This is a genomic window from Persicobacter diffluens (assembly GCF_036244895.1).
Taxonomy (GTDB): Bacteria; Bacteroidota; Bacteroidia; order Cytophagales; family Cyclobacteriaceae; genus Persicobacter; species Persicobacter diffluens.
In genome coordinates, this window is sequence record NZ_BQKE01000001.1 from 2,294,120 (window position 1) to 2,315,752 (window position 21,633).

Annotated in this window: 8 protein-coding genes; 6 read left to right on the forward strand and 2 right to left on the reverse strand. The window is 43.9% G+C overall.

Translation table 11 applies throughout. The features are described from left to right. Positions 1–289 precede the first annotated feature (289 nt). Genes dxs through AAA970_RS09410 form a run of 3 tightly spaced genes read left to right on the forward strand, consistent with a single transcriptional unit; the run spans position 290 to position 5,226 of the window. Positions 290–2,221 carry a 1-deoxy-D-xylulose-5-phosphate synthase gene (gene dxs, locus AAA970_RS09400; protein WP_338237714.1) on the forward strand — a complete coding sequence of 644 codons (1,932 nt, stop codon included), beginning with the start codon at positions 290–292 and terminating at the stop codon, positions 2,219–2,221. Positions 2,222–2,239: 18 nt separating this feature from the next. After that, a complete protein-coding gene (locus AAA970_RS09405; protein ID WP_338236908.1) occupies positions 2,240–3,016 on the forward strand; it encodes an alpha/beta fold hydrolase in 777 nt (258 codons plus the stop codon). A 20-nt stretch (positions 3,017–3,036) separates the two neighbouring features. Next, positions 3,037–5,226 carry a S9 family peptidase gene (locus AAA970_RS09410; protein WP_338236909.1) on the forward strand — a complete coding sequence of 730 codons (2,190 nt, stop codon included), beginning with the start codon at positions 3,037–3,039 and terminating at the stop codon, positions 5,224–5,226. A 62-nt stretch (positions 5,227–5,288) separates the two neighbouring features. On the opposite strand, the gene AAA970_RS09415 is transcribed toward AAA970_RS09410, so the two are convergent. Next, complete coding sequence (locus AAA970_RS09415) at positions 5,289–5,489, reverse strand: hypothetical protein (protein ID WP_060686645.1); 201 nt, start codon at positions 5,487–5,489, stop codon at positions 5,289–5,291. Between the two features lie 153 nt (positions 5,490–5,642). On the opposite strand from AAA970_RS09415, the gene AAA970_RS09420 reads away from it, so the two are divergent. The 3 genes from AAA970_RS09420 (at position 5,643) to AAA970_RS09430 (ending at position 8,652) form a co-directional block, all read left to right on the forward strand. Further along, positions 5,643–7,040 carry an exonuclease domain-containing protein gene (locus tag AAA970_RS09420; RefSeq protein WP_338236910.1) on the forward strand — a complete coding sequence of 466 codons (1,398 nt, stop codon included), beginning with the start codon at positions 5,643–5,645 and terminating at the stop codon, positions 7,038–7,040. Between the two features lie 902 nt (positions 7,041–7,942). After that, positions 7,943–8,119, forward strand: coding sequence for a hypothetical protein (locus AAA970_RS09425; protein ID WP_338236911.1), 177 nt, complete (start codon positions 7,943–7,945; stop codon positions 8,117–8,119). A 356-nt stretch (positions 8,120–8,475) separates the two neighbouring features. Then, positions 8,476–8,652 (forward strand): hypothetical protein, encoded by a 177-nt coding sequence (locus AAA970_RS09430; RefSeq protein ID WP_338236911.1) that lies wholly within the window; start codon positions 8,476–8,478, stop codon positions 8,650–8,652. 235 nt (positions 8,653–8,887) lie between these two features. Here AAA970_RS09430 and AAA970_RS09435 read toward each other — a convergent pair whose 3' ends face one another. After that, positions 8,888–21,499: a PKD domain-containing protein gene (locus AAA970_RS09435; RefSeq protein ID WP_338236912.1), complete on the reverse strand. Its 12,612-nt coding sequence runs from the start codon at positions 21,497–21,499 to the stop codon at positions 8,888–8,890. Between the last annotated feature and the right edge of the window lie 134 nt (positions 21,500–21,633).

A 21,633-nucleotide genomic window follows, 5' to 3' on the forward strand; every position in this document is an offset into this window, starting at 1 on the left:
CATCAATCTATTTAATTGTAGCACTTCAAAATTATTATTTTTATCGGGATCTGCCATCATGAAATTTGAAAACAGTCCATTTCAACAAATATTTATTGATTCTGTTAGATACTTCGTATAAAAATTGGACCGATGATCCGAACGTTTCAAAAGATTCTTCAAGGATTTATAGGTTGAATTTAGTACATTCTAAAAAACATAGCTTATTTTTGCACATTCGAGCCCACAAGTTTTAGTGGCTTGGAATATGGATTGTTCTGCGAGTCAGATCATGAAAAACAAATTGATTATGCTGATAGAGCCCGGTAAATTACTGAAGAATATAAATTGTCCTGAGGACCTTAAAAAACTGAACACAAAAGAATTGCACCAGCTTCGCGATGAGTTGAGACAATTCATCATTGATAATGTATCAGTTTACGGTGGGCATTTTGGTGCGAGTTTGGGAACTGTGGAGTTGACAACGGCTTTGCACTATGTCTTTGACACTCCTAAGGATCAGTTGGTATGGGATGTTGGACATCAAGCATATGGCCACAAGATACTAACCGGGAGAAGAGATCAATTTCACACCAACCGTGTGTATGGCGGTATTTCAGGTTTTCCTAAGCGTAAAGAAAGTGAATTTGACACTTTCGGCGTAGGTCACAGCTCCACTTCCATCTCTGCTGCTTTGGGAATGGCGGTGGCCAATAATGAGTTCAAAGACGATCGCCACCACATTGCCGTAATTGGCGATGGGGCGATGACTGGCGGAATGGCCTTTGAGGCAATGAATCATGCCGGAGATTTGCAAGACACCAATTTGCTGATTATCCTGAATGATAATAATATGTCCATTGACCCAAACGTTGGGGCGCTGAAAGACTATCTCACCGACATTACCACTTCCAAAACTTACAATAAAATTAAGGATGAGGTTTGGGATCTTCTGGGGAAGGTGTCCAAATTTGGTCCTAATGCACAAGAGATTGCCTCCAAGATTGAAAATAGCACCAAAGCTTTTTTCATGCAGCATAGCAATCTTTTTGAATCCTTTAATTTGCGCTATTTTGGCCCGGTGGATGGCCATGATCTGGATCATCTGGTGAGCGTTATGCGCGACCTTAAATCCATTAAAGGCCCCAAATTATTGCATGTGCTCACCACGAAAGGGAAAGGCTATGCACCTGCAGAAAAGGATCAAACCAAGTGGCATGCTCCCGGAACTTTTGATAAGGTTACCGGAGAGATTCAAAAAAAGCCGATCTTAAGTCCACAACCGCCAAAATACCAAGAGGTTTTTGGTCATACCATCGTGGAACTAGCGAAACAAAATGATAAAATCATGGGCGTGACTCCTGCGATGCCTTCAGGCTGTTCGCTCAATATCATGATGAAGGCCATGCCGGAGCGTGCCTTCGATGTCGGCATTGCCGAACAACATGCGGTAACTTTCTCTGCCGGCCTTGCCACCCAGGGAGCCGTTCCGTTTTGTAATATTTACTCCACCTTTATGCAGCGAGCCTATGATCAGGTGATTCATGATGTCTGTATTCAGGACTTGCATGTGATCTTCTGTTTGGACCGCGCCGGATTTGCCGGAGCAGACGGCCCCACCCACCATGGGGCTTATGATTTGGCCTATATGCGTTGCATCCCGAATTTGGTGGTGATGGCTCCTATGAATGAGCAGGAATTGCGCAATATGATGTTTACCGCTCAATTGGAGAAAAATGCGCGTCCATTTTCTATTCGATATCCGAGAGGTAAAGGGGTGATGCCTGAATGGAAAACCCCATTGGAAGAAATTCAAATTGGCCAGGGCCGAAAAGTGAAAGAGGGGGAAGATATCGCTATTCTAACGATTGGAACGGTTGGAAACTATGCACTAACGGCTGCAGAAGCGGTTGCGAAAGACGCCAATGTTGCGGTCTATGATATGCGATTTGTAAAGCCCCTGGATGAGGCCATGTTGCATGAGGTATTCCGCAAATTTGATAAAGTGATCACTGTAGAGGATGGATGCTTAATGGGCGGCTTTGGTTCTGCCGTATTGGAATTCATGGTGGATCATCAGTATACTTCAAAACTTAAAAGATTGGGCATTCCGGACGCCATCGTCGAGCATGGTACCCAATTAGAGCTGCATCAGGAATGCGGATTCGATCCGGAAGGAATAAAAAATACTATTATCGAAATGCTTGCACCCTCCAATAAAACAGTAAACGTGCAGGCCTGAAATCGATTTAATCAATCTATGTCAAAATATTTTTACACCACCCATGGAGAAGGATTTCCCGTAATCTTTCTCCATGGTTTTTGTGAGACCTCCCAAATCTGGGAGCAATGGATAAACCTTCTACCGAAAAGCTTTCAAAGCATTGCGCTGGATTTACCCGGATTTGGAAAAAGTGATCCTATCCATCCAAAATCTCTGGAAGATATCGCTCGGTATATTGCTGATTTTATGGAGGAGCAAGGCATTGAAAAGACCATTATGGTGGGCCACTCGCTTGGTGGCTATATCACGCTGGAGTTTGCCCGATTGTTCCCGGAAAAGCTTAAAGGCTTTGGCCTTTTCCACTCCACGGCTTATGAAGATGCGGAAGAGAAAAAGAAAAACCGCTCCAAAACCATCGAGTTTGTTCGGGAAAAATCAGTTGCTGCTTTCTCTAAGGATTTTGTCAAAAATCTATTCGCCCCGGCCAATGTTCCACTAATGGCAAAGGAGATAAAAATGCTTTCCGAATTGGCCGCTGAAACGCCTAAGGATACTTTTTGTGATTATGCCGCCGCCATGAGAGACCGGGCAGACGCCAAAACAGTATTAGAACAGTTTAACCGACCAATATTTATGATAGCCGGTAAGGAAGACCCTGCCGTTAGCCTTCAGGACAGCCAAATGCAAGCCCGATTAAGTCAATACATCACCTTGCACCAACTGGACAATGTAGGACATATGGGCATGTTTGAAGCTCCAGAGGAAACCGCCCAGATGGTAGCAGGATTTATCTCGGCAGTGAGTAAATTCTAATGGCTTAACAATTACCCTTTATGAAAAAATCCTTATTACTTTTTACCCTATGTTTTTGGGGTGCTTTTGCCTGGGCACAGGCGAAAAAAGACCTCAACATTGATGACATTTTTAAAAATGGCGTATTCAGAGGCCAATCTGTATACGGCATTAATTGGATGAAAGATGGGCAGTACTACAGCAGCATGATCCGGGATATCAACGGTGATTTTGTAGTCAAGATGGACATTCAATCCGGCCTGCCGGTGGACACCCTGGCCTCTTCCAAAGGCCTGACAGACCTGTTGGATAAAAGCATCCGCATTGATGCCTACCACTTTTCTGCCGATGAGCAAAAAATATTGATAGAAACAGAGCATGAAGCCATTTACCGCCGTTCGTGGAAAGCTTTCTACTATGTTTATGACCGTCAGGCAAACACCGTAGTGGCCTTAGCCGAAGGAGACAAGCAATCTTTTGCGACCTTTTCACCTGATGGTAATAAGGTGGCTTTTGTAAGAAACAATAATCTATTTGTGACGGATTTGGCCACCATGGAAGAAACTGCCGTTACTACAGATGGCCAGTATAACGCCTTATTGCATGGAATGGGGGACTGGGTGTATGAGGAAGAATTCTCCATCGCCAAAGCCTTCAAATGGTCACCAGACAGTAAGAAATTAGCTTACCTTTCTTTTGATGAGTCAGAAGTAAAGGAATTTTCCATGGCGATGTATGGCAGTCTTTATCCGGTAGAATATAAATTCAAATACCCTAAGGCAGGGGAAAAGAATTCAGATATTTTCCTGAGCATTTATGATTTAGCTTCCTCAAAGACCACCGCAATAGATAAGGGAAGCGAGGAAGATGTATATATTCCAAGAATGTACTGGTCCAATGACAGTCAGCATCTTTCTTATATCTGGATGAACCGATTGCAAAATGAATTGGAGTTAAGAGCAGCCAATGCTACGGATGGAAAGTTTGAGCTATTGTTGAAAGAAACGAGCAAGACTTATGTTGATCTTGATTTTAATGATCAGATAGAATTCCTGGCAGACGGCAGCTTCATCCGCACCTCAGAAAAGGACGGCTATAAGCACATTTATTTGCATGATGCCTCCGGCAAGGAAATCCGCCAGATCACCAATGGTGCCTGGGAGGTGAGTACTATTGTGGGAGTGGACAAGAAGAAAAAGAAAATCTACTTTTTGTCAAGAGAGCAAAGCAGCCTGGAAGATCAGTTTTATGTAGTGGACTATAAAGGAAAAGGAAAAAAGCAGCTAAGCACTCGCGAAGGTAATCACCGCATCAATTTCTCCGGAGACTTCAAATACTACATTCAATACCAATCTAATGTGGAGCAGCCATTAAGAGTGACGCTTCACAATGCAAAAGGACAGGAATTAAAAGTACTGGAGGAAAATCAAGCGCAGGCAGAAACCTGGGCCAATTACCAAATCGGCACAAAGGAATTTATGACGGTAAAAGCGGCGGATGGTCAAACGGACCTTAACGCTTATATGATTAAGCCTGCCGACTTTGACCCCAATAAAAAATATCCTTTGCTGATGTTTGTTTATGGCGGGCCAGGCTCACAGATGGTAAAAAACTCCTTCCCTTCTTCCAGAGATGCCTGGTACTTTATGTTGGCCAACCAGGGCTATTTAGTAGCCTGTGTGGACAACCGCGGTACCGGTGGCAAAGGACGTGACTTTAAGCACATCACTTATAAGGATTTGGGGAAAATAGAATCCGAAGATCAAATTTATGCGGCAAAATCATTTGCCCAGGAAAGCTATATTGATGAAAGCCGTATTGGCATTTGGGGCTGGAGCTTTGGTGGATATATGTCCTCGCTTTGCTTGATGAAAGGTGCAGATGTTTTCAGCACTGCTATTGCGGTTGCTCCGGTAACGAACTGGCGTTATTATGACACCATTTATACGGAACGTTACCAATCTACACCACAGCTTAACCCCAACGGTTATGACGATAATTCCCCTGTATTCCATGTCGACAAATTAGAAGGAAATTTCTTCCTGATTCATGGAACAGCCGATGATAATGTTCACTTTCAGAATGCAGTAGAATTGGAAAATGCACTTATCAGTGCTAACAAACAATTCCGATCTTTCTACTATCCGAACAGAAACCACGGCATTTACGGAGATAATGCTACCCGACACCTTTACACCATGATGACGAATTACATCCTGGAAAAACTATAAGGGCGGAGTTCATAAAATATTAAGGGGATGCTAGTAATAGTGTCCCTTTTTTTGGCCTGCTATTAATTCATTCTATTGGCCAGATCCTGTAATAAGTTCAAACCGTTTAGCTGCTCATCCAAAACAGGACTTTTCGAAGTTTGATAGCTCATTAAATCATCAGCATACTCAAAATCTTCTGCCAATTTCTTCACCAAAGACTCCAATGCGTCGTTCAACTCACGCATGGAATTCAATAAGTTATCTAAATTATTTTCTTCCATTATTCAATTGTTTATGTTCGCAGATACAGTTACAATAACTCTGCCTAAGCGATGGAAGATTCCAAGAAAATACCAACATCTAGGTTTAAGGATAAAATACATTGTTTAAGTTCAATTAAAAATTTTAAGGACGAATAAGCCGGGAGGAAAACCATGGTTGAGGATAAAAATTTCCCAAAAAAATACGCCATTATTGATATTGAGACGACGGGTGGGAATACCAAGGAAGAAAAAATTACGGAAATCGCCATTTTTATTCACGATGGGGAAAAAGTGATCCAAGAGTTTAGCACCTTGATCAATCCGGAGAAAAACATTCCCTATCACATTACCCGATTGACCGGCATTGATAATGAGATGGTTGCTGATGCTCCTCGTTTTTTTGAGGTGGCGAAAGAAATTGTGGAGATCACGGAGGACTGTATTTTTGTCGCCCATAATGTCGGCTTTGATTATCAATTTGTTCGGCAGGAATTTAAAAGCCTGGGTTTTGAGTATAAGCGTCCCACGCTTTGCACTGTGAAAATGAGTCGTGCCCTATTACCGGGATTCCCCTCTTACAGTCTGGGCAAATTAACGGACCGGCTTGGGATCCACATTTCGGCCCGTCACCGCGCCTTTGGAGATGCGGAGGCAACCGTAAAACTTTTTGAAATCCTGCTAGAAAAGGATACCGGCAAAATCCAGCTTCAGCTCCCACAAACGCATCAATACCAAAACCATTTACATCCAAAATTTCAACATCAAGATGTAGAAGCGCTTCCGGAAGATCCGGGGGTATATTATTTTCTGGATGAGCAAGGGCAATTACTCTATATTGGAAAAAGCATTAATATCCACAAAAGGGTATTAAGTCATCTGTACAATACTAAAACGAAAAAAGCGATACAACTCAAATCACAAATCGTCAATATTGACTTTGTTTCCACAGGAAACGAACTGGCGGCTTTGCTTTTGGAGTCCCATGAGATTAAGAAAAATAAACCACCCTTCAACCGGGCATTGAGAAGAAGTAAATTCCATTATCAGCTATTCGCAGGCTATAATTTGGAAGGCTACATCACTTTCAATATTGCTAAAGATGATCCTCATGGCACACCGATTTACCAATTTTCCAACCGAAATGCCGCACAGGAATTTATGTTTCAGGCAGTGGAAAAATATGACCTTTGCCAAAAGCTTAGTGGTTTATATAAAAGTCAAAAAGAGTGTTTTAATTATACCCTGAAACGCTGTAAGGGAGCCTGCCTGGGGAAAGAAGAAGTGAATGCCTATAATCAGCGAGCACAACTACTCCTGGATCGTTTTCAATATGATGAGCAAAATTTTCTATTGGTGGAAGATGGTCGACAACCGGGCGAATATTGCCTCGTGCTGGTGGAGAATGGGGTTTATCAGGGATTTGGCTATGTGGAGAAGGAATACTACCAAAATGATGTGCATTATTTGAGGGACTTCATTCAGGCTTATGAAAATAATCGGGATACGCACCGGATTCTGCTCTCACACCTTCGGAAAAAGAAGAAAGTCCGGATGTTGAAGTGGAATTAGGTTTTGAGCCACCGTAAGAACTAAGGCTGTGTTATTGATTTTGTAATAACTTATTAATAAGCTTAGGCTTATCCAAAAAAATTCTATATCCCTGAAATTAAATTACGATAAGCACCTTTGGGACCTTCAGCACCTATTTCGGACTAAGATAAATGGATAATCTTCCTTCCCTCCTCTTCAACCCTGGTCTTTGCGCCCTCGCTAAGACCCTAAATTGCGTGAGCGTCCGCTCATAAATCCACTAAATTGGATTTGTAAATCCCTTAACTCCTGAAAGTCATCCCAAAAGCTCATTAGTAGAATTATCCGGCCAATTGCTCATTTCTATCTTCACATAATGCTACACCTTCTTCTTTTCATTTTTTCTTGATAAAAAACGAAACAAAAAAATCAAGGCTGTGATCAATGTTGGCGGGCCAAGGAACCTGCTGCCGGAATCCATCAAGGCTACATTTGGAGAGGACAGGAGAATGGTAAAATCTTGCAAAAATGTCGCTGTGATGCCTTCTGGTCGCCAGCAGAACCCTTGTCGATCCGCCCATTGATCAAGGCCGGAAGGTTGTGGTGGAAGGTGCCGCAGCTAACTACAGCCCCAAAAGCAACCTCAAAACAATTCGTGAAAATTCGAGCCATTCGTGGCTAAAAAAAAATCCATTTAATCGTGAGCGCCAATTCACCAACTACGCGAAATAAGTAAATCCCCTCCTCTTCAACCCTGGTCTTTGCGTCCTCGCTAAGACCCTAAATTGCGTGAGTGTCCGCTCATAAATCCATTAAATTGCATTTGTAAATCCCTTATCTGCTGAAAATCAACCCAAAAGCTCATTAGTAGAATTATCCGGCCAATTGCTCATTTCTATCTTTACATAATGTTACACCTTCCTCTTTTTCATTTTTTCTTGATGAAAAACGAAACAAAAAAAATCAAGGCGGTGATCAATGTTGGCGGGCCAAGGAACCTGCTGCCGGAATCCATCAAGGCGACATTTGGAGAGGACAGGAGAATGGTGAAATCTTGCAAAAATGTCGCTGTGATGCCTTCTGGTCGCCAGCAGAACCCTTGTCGATCCGCCCATTGATCAAGGCCGGAAGGTTGTTGTGGAAGGTACCGCAGCTAACTACAGCCCAAAAAGCTTCCTCAAAATAATTCGTGGCATTCGTGGCATTCGTGGCAAAAAAAAAATCCATTTAATCGTGAGCGCCAATTCACCAACTACGCGAAATAAGTAAATCCCCTCCTCTTCAACCCTGGTCTTTGCGTCCTCGCTAAGACCCTAAATTGCGTGAGTGTCCGCTCATAAATCCATTAAATTGCATTTGTAAATCCCTTATCTGCTGAAAATCAACCCAAAAGCTCATTAGTAGAATTATCCGGCCAATTGCTCATTTCTATCTTTACATAATGTTACACCTTCCTCTTTTTCATTTTTTCTTGATGAAAAACGAAACAAAAAAAATCAAGGCGGTGATCAATGTTGGCGGGCCAAGGAACCTGCTGCCGGAATCCATCAAGGCGACATTTGGAGAGGACAGGAGAATGGTGAAATCTTGCAAAAATGTCGCTGTGATGCCTTCTGGTCGCCAGCAGAACCCTTGTCGATCCGCCCATTGATCAAGGCCGGAAGGTTGTTGTGGAAGGTACCGCAGCTAACTACAGCCCAAAAAGCTTCCTCAAAATAATTCGTGGCATTCGTGGCATTCGTGGCAAAAAATCTCACAACCACCTCAGTAAAGTGCACCCACCGAAGCATATGTTTGAGGGAAAAACAAGCCTACAGGAGTAGGCGATTAGAATCAAAAAAAATCCCGCTCTAATTTAAAGCGGGATTTTTTAGTTTTTATTTCATTTATTTCAGCAGCGTCACATCTCCTACCAAACTCACGCGCTGTCCGTCATCCGTCCTGGCTTGCAGCTTGAATATGTAAACCCCTGCCGGCAGGGCATCTCCGGAATTGAAATAGTAACCATTCCACCCTTCTCCCAATACTTCTGTCTGATAGATTAACTGGCCCCAACGAGTATAAACTTCCAGTCGATAACCCGTTTCAACCACATTAGGGGTGTAAGGTGCAAAGACCGGATAATAACCTCTTGTTCCGTCATTTTCAGAAATATGACCGGAACCCGGGCCATCTTGTCTGGGGACGAAGGAGTTTGGTGTATCGACTTTACCACCATCCCGTACCATCACTGGTCGCTCGATGGTTTTCTGACCTTCACATCCAAATTCATTTTCCACATACATGGTGATGAAATAATCATCCGGCTGGGTGTAAAGATGTGTTGCATCAGGATTAGCGAACTCCGTCATGGTGCCGTCTCCCCAGTCAATGGTATAAATATTTTTGGAACCGGTCACATAGCTCTCCAATTGTACCTCCGCATCCGGCAGGAAGACTCTTTCAGGCTTCACATTAAAATTCACACTAGGAACAGGGTGAATAATAACGTCTTTAATGATACTGAATATACCACCAGACACCGCATTCGTCGCTTCAAGTCTTACCGTATAAGTATTCGGATTTTCATACTCATGCTCCGGATGTACCTCATTGGACTTGGTCCCATCCCCAAAGTCCCAGGTGAAGATGGTAGTTTCATCGGTGTTCTTCGTCAGGTTTTCAAATTTAACCACCTGCGGCGCACAAGCCACTTCAGGAGTAGCCTCAAAGTCCACAATAGGGTTGGTCGCCTCTAATTTCAGGAATTGGGTCGCCTGGGCTTCACATCTTTCATTGGAGACCAATAGGGTCAAGTTGGCAATCGACGGTTTATCTAACACCACCGAACCAATTTGAGCACCCACAAAAATTTCCTGTGCATTTAATATCCAACGGTAGGTCCAATTTTCAGGAACGGACGCATCATTGGTGGTATTAATAATCGCAAATTCATTATCGGGCCAAAGTTGAGTATTGTCCTTGGCGTCCACAATAAAAGAAGGACGAATTTCCGGATAAACCCTTACCTCTACCGCATGGAAATCCTGACAACCGTAAGCATCGGTACCGACCAGTTTCACTTCGTATACAATCTCCTCCAGCGTGATATTAGGCAATTCGAAGAAAGGGTTTTCCAAAGTAGAAGTTGAAATTACTTCACCAGTGGTCTGGTTAGTAACCGACCATTCCCAGGAGGAAGCATCGGTAATATTCACCAGACTAGAGCTATTCTCCGCGCCGATGGTCAAAGGAGCACAACCTCCTTCAGCAGTCAATTCGAAATAAACTTCCGGTGTTGGATTCACCTTGATTTCCTGCTCGGAAACATTGGAACAGTCCGTTGCCGCATTATATACAGTAAGTTTAACGGTATGACGATTCTGCAGGAATGGTGAGGAATTGATAAACTCATGCGTCACCACCTTGCTGTCATGAACTTCCACGGTTCCGTCCCCAAAGTTCCAGGTGTATTCCAATCCTGCAACAAATTCCTCCACTTCAAAAACCGCGGCGAAAGGACTACAAGACTGAGAAGGCCCCACAATGGCAAAATTCGGGTTGATATCATCCACCGATTGTGGCAGTATCTCGCTGTGGCCCGAGCAACCGGAATAACTAATGGCCTCAACGCGCACCTGATCTCCATCTTTCAATCTGGAATAACGGAAACTGTTTCGCTCCAAATTAGCCGCAAAAGGCTCATCATTCACATAGAAAATATAGGTTTGAATATTCAAATCTGCATCTGCGGTAAATACCACTTCCTCTCCCGGACAAAGAATTTTCCCTGGTTTGTTTCGCTCTAAGACCACATTCGGAATTTCGTAAGCCGTAATTCTTAAGGTATCAGAAACCCGGGAACAACCCACACCATCCAGTTGAGTGACCGTCAAATGATAAGCCCCGGTTTCAGCCACCAAGATATCCGCTGAGGTTTCCCCAGCAATGGCCACCTCATCCTTAAACCACTGGTAGCTCACATTTTCATTTACCTCACTGGTCAAGGCTACAGATCCTCCAAAACAGAATTCTTTTGGCCCTTCGGCTTTGATCTCCACATCCGGAGAAATCTGTATTTGCATCTCACTACTATAGGTATCTGTACATCCCAGGTCATTGGTAGCCGTCAGCGTCACCCGGTATAATCCTGCCTCTTTATAAGTATACTCTAATGTTTCTCCATAGCGAGGCAGGGTGAAATCTCCCATTTCCCAACGATAACTGTCAATATTTCCGGTAGACGCAGAAGCATCAAATACCGCCGGAGAACCTTCACATAGCAGATTGTCATGAACAAAGGTAGCGACAGGTCGTGGATTCACCGTTACCAGTCTTTCTGCCGAGATATCCGGGCAACCATATTGATTTCTGGCAAAATAACGTACTTCCCAAACCTGCGGCAGCGTGGTGGTATTATCAAAAACAAACTTAAGGTCTGTTAGCGTAATGGTTTCCCAATCCGAGCTTCCCTGCAGTCTTCTTTGATATTCCCCAAGGCTTTCATCATGCCCTCTGGAATTATTGATAAAGGACACTTCCAAAGGCCCACAGCCAAAATTGTCCAGCAGATCCAGATTTGCCAATACCTGTGGATAAATCTCCACATTGAGCTGTTCGGTCTGGCGACAATAACCGGCATCTACCGTTAGCGCCACCGGATAGTTTCGAATATTTTCAAAAGAAGCGTTCTCATAAAGGTGCGTCACTTCCGGCTCATCGGTCACCAGGGTACTTCCATCTCCAAAGCTCCAGGTGTATTTCAAGTTTGGAATTAAATCTGTATTCCCCAAATTCGTTCTTTTAAAGGTGAATTCGGTGCCAGAACAAGCCGGATCCGGATGCGTGGCCGGTAGTAACACCTCCACCATGAACTCTATCTGTGGCATTACCTCCAAATCAGTAATGACCGTTTCAAAACAACCCAAATCCGTCCCTGCGGTATAAATCACCTCATAAGTCAATGGCAAGCCCGTATTATTTTGGAAAATGGCTTCATTGTTTCCATCCCAGTTCAGGGGAAGTTTAGAAGATGGATCGCCTTTAATCTGATATTCCCAAAGATCCAGATCAGGATTATGGCCGCTGGTCACATTCACTAATTTTACACTTAAAGGTGTACATTCGGAATTCGGCACCAGGTTATAGGCAATGAATGGTTTTGGGTTCACGATAAATTCTACTTCTTCCGCCTCTGACTCGCAACCATTAATGGTTTGCGTCACATAGAGGGTGTAAAGACCGGGATAACTGGTATCTACATCCTCTGCGGCAGGGGTGAAAGTATTCCCGGATCCAACCCAGGAGCCTGAACCCAAAATGCTACTATTGTACCAATTGACCTCCTGCCCCGTAGCGGTTAAGGCTTGTAGCGCGTCATCCTGACAATAATCAAGCACTCCTGTCACCACCGGGGTTTCCGGCGTCGGCTTCACGGTAATGGTAAACCTCATGGGTGTTGTATAACAACCCTGTGTGTTTCCGATCACTTCAATATTCGCCACCTGATCCACATCAGTATCATTCACTGAAGTAAATACCGGTAAATTTCTGTCGCCGGAAGCCGCCAAACCAATGGAAGGATTATCATTGGTCCAGGTATAAGAGGCTGCACCGGAAAATGCCGGAATTACCACCAGCTCATCCGGACAAACTGCCACATCAGGAAGTTGATCCACATTCAAGCTTGGTCGAATGAAAATACCGACTTCCCGTTCTACAGATTGGCACAGAATGTTATTGGCGGCATCAGTAATCAACATCCAAACACGATAGCGTTGTTCCTGAATATTAGCATCCGTATTGGTCAATATAGAACCGGCGGCGCCATTTCCATTAGCATCCACTTCAAACATACCGCTCACCAATGCGCCATTGACGTTGGCATTCGCAATACTTTCAAAACGGAACTGAATTTTCTGACCATTGGAGGTTTGTACATTGGTACTTACCTCAAAACCTCCGTATTCCACATTACAAATTTGCTCCTGCTGGGCTTTCAAATCGAAGGTAAGGTTTGGATCAACCACCACCTCCCTCACAATTTCAGGTCCATCGCACAAGCCGCCATCGGTTACAGCTCGGAAATAATAGGTGACGGTCTGCGGCACAGCAGACATATTGGTGATGGTCTCTGCCAATACGTCCCCCACATTACCATATCGTTCAAAATTCGAATAACCAAAGACCTGATCGCTGGCACACTCTGCACGGTAAGCAATCTGGAAGCCCGACATATTTATCAATGATTGTAATTCCAGGCTGGTCTGCCCTTCCGAACAAATTCTTGGTGAGGCATTATTCACCTGAATGTCCAAAGTGGGATAAACCTGCACCGTTGTTACGATTTCCTCCCCTTCACAATTGTCATAATAAGGGCGCAAGGTGATGGTTAAAGTCTGTATTTCATTAGAGGTATTGGATAAAACATCCAAGATTTGAGCCTCGCCGTTTACCGCTAAAAGATCAATGTTTGGGTTAAATCCGGATAAAGCCGGATCGGAAGCTACTGCCGTTCCTTTGAATCTAATTTCGGCATTAGGCAAAAGGGCGTTGATCAAATTTGGTGAGCTCAATAGGATATCCATCGCCGCTCCATTACAAATTTTCTCCAGCTTATTGCTAATGGACATTACCGGTACCGGCTTCACAATCACTTCTTCCCTAACCGATACCACTTTGTTATTATCACAACCCTGCACCGTTGGGGTGGCTTCATAAACCATTTTCTGAGGTTCGAAAGTTCTATTTTCCAACACACCGGCGATGGTGTAAGATGGTGCTACCACCGATCCATTTTGAACGCCATCTCCTACAATAGTTCCAAAACCACCTTCCGAAATAGAAGTATAAGTATACACCAAATTAAATCCATTGATCAAATTCGTTGCCGAGGTCATCTCCAGATTAATTTGATCCCCACTACAAATACTCTCCGGTAATGTCGACAAACTGATCACCGGTGTTGGATTTACACTTACAGTAGTGGCTTCGGTCACGCCAGGAAGTGCACAACCATTTCTCCATGGAGTAACTTCAAAGCTATAATCCTGAGGAGCTTGCCCCAGGTTTTCCAAAGTTTCGGCTATACTCTCATAATTCAACAGCTTGATCGGGTCTCCGCTGCCATCCAGCTGCGGCACGCCATCAATAGCATAGGTAAAATACAGTTGATTTGCCGGACTAACCGGAGTCCTGACTAGAATAGCCGTTTCTGCTTCGTCACAAATCTCCGTTCTGTTATTTTCCAAAGCTACTACCGGTTGTGGATGAACAATGGCCGTTACGGTTAATGGAAGAGAAACACAGCCCGGATCTCCATTATAAGCGGTATAAACCACCTCAAAGCCCTGATCAGAATAAGTGGTATTGCCTAAAGTCCAATTAATGGCGCCTTGGCCACTATCTGCCGTTGGTAATCCATTAATATTTTCATTACGCACCAACGTCCAGTTAAAGTCCGTCACGACCATGCCGTTTTCGGATTCCGGCGTAATCACCAATTCCGTATCAGAACAAATCGCCAGAGTGGATGGCATATTAGGATCCATAGCAGGGCGAACATTGATATTGAACATTACCTCTGTTCCATTCTGACAATTATTCAGATTTCTCACCAATGGATATACCTTCTCTCCATCCATCACCTGATGGGCAAATTTATTGCTCACCTCGGAAGTATAATATTCATCTACATACCAAAACACTAAAATATCTGAATCCGTGCTGCCTTTGACGTCTGCCTCATAATTGGTCAGATTCACCGTTGAAGTAACACCTCCTGCATTATCCGTACATACCTCATAGGTCTGCGGGAAAGCATCCGGTAAAGGTAATACGGTCAAAATAGCTTCTTCTCCCGGCTCCGGTCTGGCTGTTGTACTACAGAAGCCTGCAGAGGAACCGATGGTAACACTATATCTATATTGATCCTTGCTGCCTACATTCTTCACCAACAGAAATTCCTGATTTACCCCTTCATAATCCGCATCTGCCGGATCAATATCCACCCAGCTGGCGCCGTCGTCAGTACTTACCTGCCACTGATAGGTTGGCTGATAAGTATTCAAAGCATCGGCATAAAACTCGGCTTTTTCACCCAAAGCATCACAAACCGACTGCGAAACCAATGGCACTCTTAGAGCTGGTTTTTTATAAATGGTCAACACAGCATTCTGCGAAATTTGCCAGTTGCCATTATCACACAATCCCTGGATTTTCGCCCGGAAGTTGGCATTATTATTATCCGCCGTGGTAAAAGCCTCATGAACCGTTAGTTGTCGCGTACTTACTCCTGAAAATTCAGTTCCATCGCTCAAAGCTACCCAGGCTCTGGATCCGGAATCCCAACGCTCCCATTGGATAACAGGGCGGTTTTCCGGTAAAGCAGAATCATAGGGCTCAATTTCAATATCAAAAGCTGCCGGATTGTCCTCACAAATTTCCACATTCACCGGATCTTTGCTGATCATCGGTTTTGGAATGATATTCAAGGTAACGGTATTACTTTCCTCCAAACCATTACAGGCCAAAATTTCCAGTTTGAACTGCGCACCATTCAACACCTGATAATTGGCATTCCTCACCACTAAGGTTGGGGCAGAAACATTGGAAAAATAGGTTAAATAATCCCCTCCGATTCCATCATCAAAATCTGTTACCAGGCCGAAAGTTGCTCCAGCATCTGTGGAGATGTACCATGTATAGGTATTGCCCTCAATGATGTCGGAAGCTATTTCGATATCACGCTCACCATCACAAATTTGGGAGGCCTGTACAGAGATGGTTGGCGTTCCAATAGAAGGTGCCACTTCCACTTCCACCTCTTTATCCGTGTAACAACGTTTGCTACTTGGGGAAATTTCATAAGCTCTGATGGAGTATTTGGCAACTTGCGTAGCGGCTTCATTGTGGATCAGGACATCTTTGATATCAAAAGTGGTCACATTGCCAAATGAACCGTCCACTCCACCGGAAATATTCGCTCCATCGAAAGTATACTCATAATCATAAGCTGTGGTAGAACTCACATTTAAATCTACCTCAGCCCCGGAACAAATTCGGTTCTCCGCCAGGAAAGTTTCAAAATCCGGACTTGGGCTCACAGGCACTGTAATTTCAGCCACTGTCGCACAGCCTGTTACCACATTTCCGCCACCATCCAACACCGGATTCCCGTCACTATCTTTGACAATGGTGCTAATTTTCACCTGCACCTTAATATTACCGGAAGAAATAAAAGTCAAATCCTTTTCCTGATCCGTCGCGCCATCGGCTATTTGATAGTCAAAGGAACGCACCCATTCATATTCGTAATCTTCCGGTACAAATGGATCAATTCTGAAAGTAACCGTTTCAAACTCACAAATTTTATTTTCATTAGTAGAAACCGCATGCGCCAAAGGTTCCGGATTCACCACTACCGGCAAACTTGCCCATGGAGACGGACAGTCCAAATTGTTTGGATACTGCTGTACAATCTGTGCCTGAATATCATAAGCCCCTGCCACATTATATTGTACAAAGAAAGACTTCGTCTGAGTAATAACAGAGGAAGTAGTCGAACCATCATCAGGATCTACCCGGTAATCATAATTCCAGGTTCCGGTGTAAGCGTTTTGGTTAAAACCGTAAATCCCCTGTGGTAAAATCCCGGAATCCATACAGAAATCCGATTGGCCGGTCATGGATGGCTCAGCAGGTCTGGCACGGGTTAACAAGCCCTGATGAATATCAGGATTGTTATCCACCAATACGCTAGTACAACCAAACTCATCCTCTACCTGAACATAAAAAGACTTACCGGTGAAATTAGGATATAATGGTTCATCAGGGTAAATATTCGCATAATCCGGATGGGTATTGTCAACCAATTCACCTGTAGCCATTTGCACCGGCAGGCCTCCAACAAATTCAAACCATCTCACCTCATTAGACGCGCGGCCATCAGGCATTAAAATATTGGCTTCCAGGGCGACATCATCCCCAAAACATACTTCCTGATCCCCGGCCGCTTTCACTTCTGGCAAAGCATAAACTTTGGCTTCAATCTCATGCTCGGCTTTACATTCCAAACCGGAGGTCGTGATCAAATCATCCATCACTTCATATCGAATGAGATAATCTTTGGACTGATCAGCAAAATCGACGGTCTGGCTAAAGTTAAAATTAGGGGAATTATTACCCTGATTCACATTATCCAAATACCAGCGGTAGGAATAGTTCCCGGTACCACCAACTTGTTGTCCTTCTAGTAATTCATTGACATTCGAACAAGCCGCCAATTCATCCGGTAAATTGCTGATGACAATTTTGGCATTATGATAAATGGCAACCGTATCTGAGAAATTCTTTTTGACGTCCACATTACAGGCCGCCACTACATTGGTCGGGTACAATAATAATTTGTTAGTTACCCCATCCTCAGTGGAAGTGTTAGGGGTAAAGGTATTTCCACCAATGGTACCCGGGAAATCAGGAATGGCTTCCACCACATCCCAGGCATAGTCTCCCACATTTGCGGAAGGGATATTTTTATCTGTTCGCTCGGCATTAAGGGTGACCTCCACACCATAGCAAAACTTATCATCAATTAAAGGATTGACTTTTGGAGTTGGATAAATGTAAACCGGAATATCCACATAGGCCTCCTGACAAGCCGCAATATTGGAAGGGTTGCGAACAAAAAACCTTAAGGTGATTTGCTGGTCCTCATCGAGTAATACCGGCTTATAAAAGTTGTCAAAATACTTGGAGGAATTTACATCCACTTCAGCGCCGCTATCATCAAATTTAAATTTACCACTGCCACTTAAGATGGTCCATTCCACTTCCGTTTCTCCAGAGAAGGTCAGACCAATATCTGAAGCCATTTGGGCCAAATCCAATTCAAAAGCACCACAGGCTGCATAAGTACTAGGATCTGACACACTCACTAAAGGAATCTCATGTACCTCTTGCTGCCCTACTACTTTAGAGTAATCACAAACTTCTCCATTGGAAGCTGCTGCCGTTACAATGAGTCGCACTTCAAAGGAGCCCGGCGCATTAAATTCATAATCAGCCACAGGGTCTGCCCCTCCATTCTCTCCATCCACCAAAACAGTGGAATTATCCGCTAAATTTTTAATTTCCCATTTAAAATAAGTAGGCGTATAATCCAAAGCCGACCAGTTGGTTTTGTCTTCCAAAGTTACCGTGGTACCCTGGCAAATATCAGCGAAACTCACCTCTAAAATATTCGGCAATTTCATCACATGCACCAATTGGTTTACAATGGATACATTACAACCGGAGCCACCGGCAGTGTTAGTTAGGATCATCTCCACCCGATAGATTCCTGCGCTGGGAAAGTTCACCAAATTAGACCAGCTCGCATTTTGCGTGGCGGTATTTCCTGCCAGCAGGTGCTGCGCCTCTACCACATTTCCACCCTGATCCAAAACCCGGATCTCTACCTGGTCAAAATTGGCCGCAGGATAATTCGAATCTGAATTGATAGTATTTCTCCACTTCAATGCGGTGCCTTCATATACAAATAAGTCCGAAGTGCAGTCCGGGCTGAAAGCAGAACCATCGCCATTTAACAATCCGGCAGGAATGGAAATACCACTCTCATCTTTATCGGTTAAAATACCGGCCGTCGGCGCATTGGAGTCAATGGTTACCCGCACACGATTAGTAGAAATAGTACAGGGATGCCCGTCATTGGTTTCGGTAACCTCCAGCCAAAACTCGAAGGCACCACTCAAGTTCCCATCAGGAATAAAATAAGGTGCGGCAATATTTCCACCATCAGGATTATTTCCTGCCGCATCCGAAAAGAGGTAATTGGTAATAATTCCCTCCCCTTCTCGGTCCGACCTCCACTGGTAAGTCAAAGTTCCACCGGAACCACCGGTAGCGGTAGTCGTCTCCAATTGTAAAGGAACACCCGGACAAATGGTTTTGTCGCTAATATCCACCGTACCAGTAGGATTTTCATATATGGTCACCTCTCTGGTATCCTGAATTTCACAACCCTCACCGGAAACAGAATGGCTGAATCCATTTTCACTCACCGTAAAAGTATAAGTATGCGTGGTGTTTAATGCCGGATAGGTACCATCAGCCGGATTAATGGTCACATTGATATTATTCTGATTTAACCCTGAAGGGCCTGACCAATTATATTTAAAATTATTGGATCCGCCATTGGCCGCACCCAGCAACACAATAGACTCTCCTTCACATAATAATAAATCCAGCCCCGCATCTACATTGATTTCCGGATTAACCGTAATTTTCAGTTCATCAAACCTTTCTATACAACGATCTCCAAAATTATCCTGATCCTTATATCGGATCCGGACATTAAAGGTACGATTGGAGGTTTCCGGATCAAATGAGAAAGACAAATCACCATTGTTGCCATCTGTCCAGCCTTTTCTTCTACTCCCTCCTTCAAAAACAGCATATTGAATTCGCCTTGTATCCCCATTTCCTAAAACCACGTCCCGAATGGTATTCGGCACCACCACTTTATATGCCTCTTCATAGCAAATAAAGGCATGCTGACCCGCATTGGTGGACTGCACTTCTACATAGGGCGTGCCATTAAAGCTTAAATCAGGTCGCACCCAGACCTTGACCACATTAGAAACCAAATCATCTCCACAATTAGCCGAAGTGACCGTCCTTCTGTACTGGGTATCCACTAACAAATTCCCAGGCGTGTAATTCTTGTTTGTTGCGCCTGCAATCAAAGACCAATTGTTGCCGCCGTCTTCTGATTTTTCCCAGATATAGGATAATGCTCCAAAGCCACCTGTAGGCGTAGAACCATTAATGCGGCCCGGGGATTCCCCAAAGCAAATTTCAATTTCCGTGCTATTATTTTGATCGAATAGTAGTGAATTATTCTTCAACTCCGGATAAACAATAATGTCTACTTCATTGGAAATAGATTCACAAAGCCCACCTGTACATTCATTTCCGGGAGTTCCTCCATTATCACAGGTTCCGGAGTATACTTTTCTTCTAAAGGAATAGATAATAGGATTATTGGTGGTATTCGCTAACACCGGAGGATCATAAGTATTACCAGTAGCGCCTCCAATATTGGACCATCCACCCCCATTTACCGATCGTTCCCACTGGTAAGTGTAAGTGCCTGCTCCAGCACCACCTGTTGGATTCGAACCAGTCAGTTCTGCCGGATTACCTCCAAAACAAATCTCCTGATCCGCTGCAATCGTATTGTTTTTGATTTCCGGATAAATCGTCAGGTTGACCTCTGTGGGCAAACTCTCACACTCCTCCGATCCAACTGTGGCGTAAGCTTGGGTCACCCAATAAGTATGAGTGGTAATATTATTTGGAAACACATTCACAGAGGGGCTAAACGGATTGCCCTCATAAATTGGCGTTAATGGCGTAGGCGAAAGTGTAGGATCCTGATCGTACCATCTTACCGTCGCTCCATTTTGAGCCGTTGCCCTTAAGGTAGGGTCACCCCCCGCACAAATCGTGACATCCGGAACAATTGGAGGCTGCGGCGCCTCTACTGTACAAATGGTTCTGGTCCATAAATCTACCGGATCATTTGCATACGGAAAATCATTAGGGTTAAATGAGCCTGCAGGTTGATCTGATCCATCAGGACCATATCGGTTACAGACGTTCCAACTCCGCAAACGCACGGAGAAACACTCATTTTCTCCCGCTAGGGGAGGAAAACGCACCGGCAGGGTTTGGCCACCACCTGCAGTACCACCCGGAATCCATTCTACTGGTCCATAATAAACTTGTCCACCAGCGATATTCTGACCACCAACGGATACCTCTCCACCGGTAACGGAGTTGGTTTCACCATATACGTATTGTACCCATCGGCCCTCATTGTTGGGGTTTCTTCTTTCCTCTGGATCAGTGGTACAGTTCCAAATAGTTTCATCCAATAACCTATGTTCATTGGTATTACCCGCACACATATTATAATCCCCGGGACCTCCTGTTTGGAACAGACCTGTTCCCCCATTCGCTGCATCTCGTTCACTAATACTATTGAGAATATTATTATCCTCCTTATCCCACACCGTAACTTGAGTACCGTAGGTGAATAAATCCGGACAATCAACTCCATTCACCCTTAAATTAATTCGAGGGAGAAAGGTACAATTTTCAAAATCGCTATTTTCGTTGTTTCCATTCGGAGTTCCATTGGCGTAATCATAGGTATGGCTATACCCATCAATACCATAATAATCAATTGGCCCAACAGATTGCACCAAAGATAATCCTGAAAAAACCTGGGCAGGATTTCCATCATCCCAATCAACGACAATTTCGACATTTGCTGCTTGGGAAGCATTCATTTTCCACCCTACAGTAAGAATATGTTGTGCACTACCGGAGCAACCATTTATTGCCAATGGGGTCACCGTAAAGTCATTCGTAAAATCAGCGCATGTCTGCGCACTCGCTTTTTGCCCAAAAATCAAGGCAATGCAATAAAGAAAAAACGTAAACGTCCTTCTCATAATATATAGGTCGATGTTGATAACAATTGAAACTAAGAGGGGAAACTAAACTATAAAACCGAGAATTGATTTATAGAAAAAGTTCAAAAAGAGAACATATCAAAAAACGACAAGAAAATCTCACCTCCATTACA

Excerpts from the sequence above, each read along its gene's own strand:
- dxs (WP_338237714.1), top strand. The coding sequence starts at position 290 with ATGCTGATAGAGCCCGGTAAATTACTGAAGAATATAAATTGTCCTGAG.
- AAA970_RS09405 (WP_338236908.1), top strand. The coding sequence starts at position 2,240 with ATGTCAAAATATTTTTACACCACCCATGGAGAAGGATTTCCCGTAATC.
- AAA970_RS09410 (WP_338236909.1), top strand. The coding sequence starts at position 3,037 with ATGAAAAAATCCTTATTACTTTTTACCCTATGTTTTTGGGGTGCTTTT.
- AAA970_RS09415 (WP_060686645.1), bottom strand. The coding sequence starts at position 5,489 with ATGGAAGAAAATAATTTAGATAACTTATTGAATTCCATGCGTGAGTTG.
- AAA970_RS09420 (WP_338236910.1), top strand. The coding sequence starts at position 5,643 with ATGGTTGAGGATAAAAATTTCCCAAAAAAATACGCCATTATTGATATT.
- AAA970_RS09425 (WP_338236911.1), top strand. The coding sequence starts at position 7,943 with ATGAAAAACGAAACAAAAAAAATCAAGGCGGTGATCAATGTTGGCGGG.
- AAA970_RS09430 (WP_338236911.1), top strand. The coding sequence starts at position 8,476 with ATGAAAAACGAAACAAAAAAAATCAAGGCGGTGATCAATGTTGGCGGG.
- AAA970_RS09435 (WP_338236912.1), bottom strand. The coding sequence starts at position 21,499 with ATGAGAAGGACGTTTACGTTTTTTCTTTATTGCATTGCCTTGATTTTT.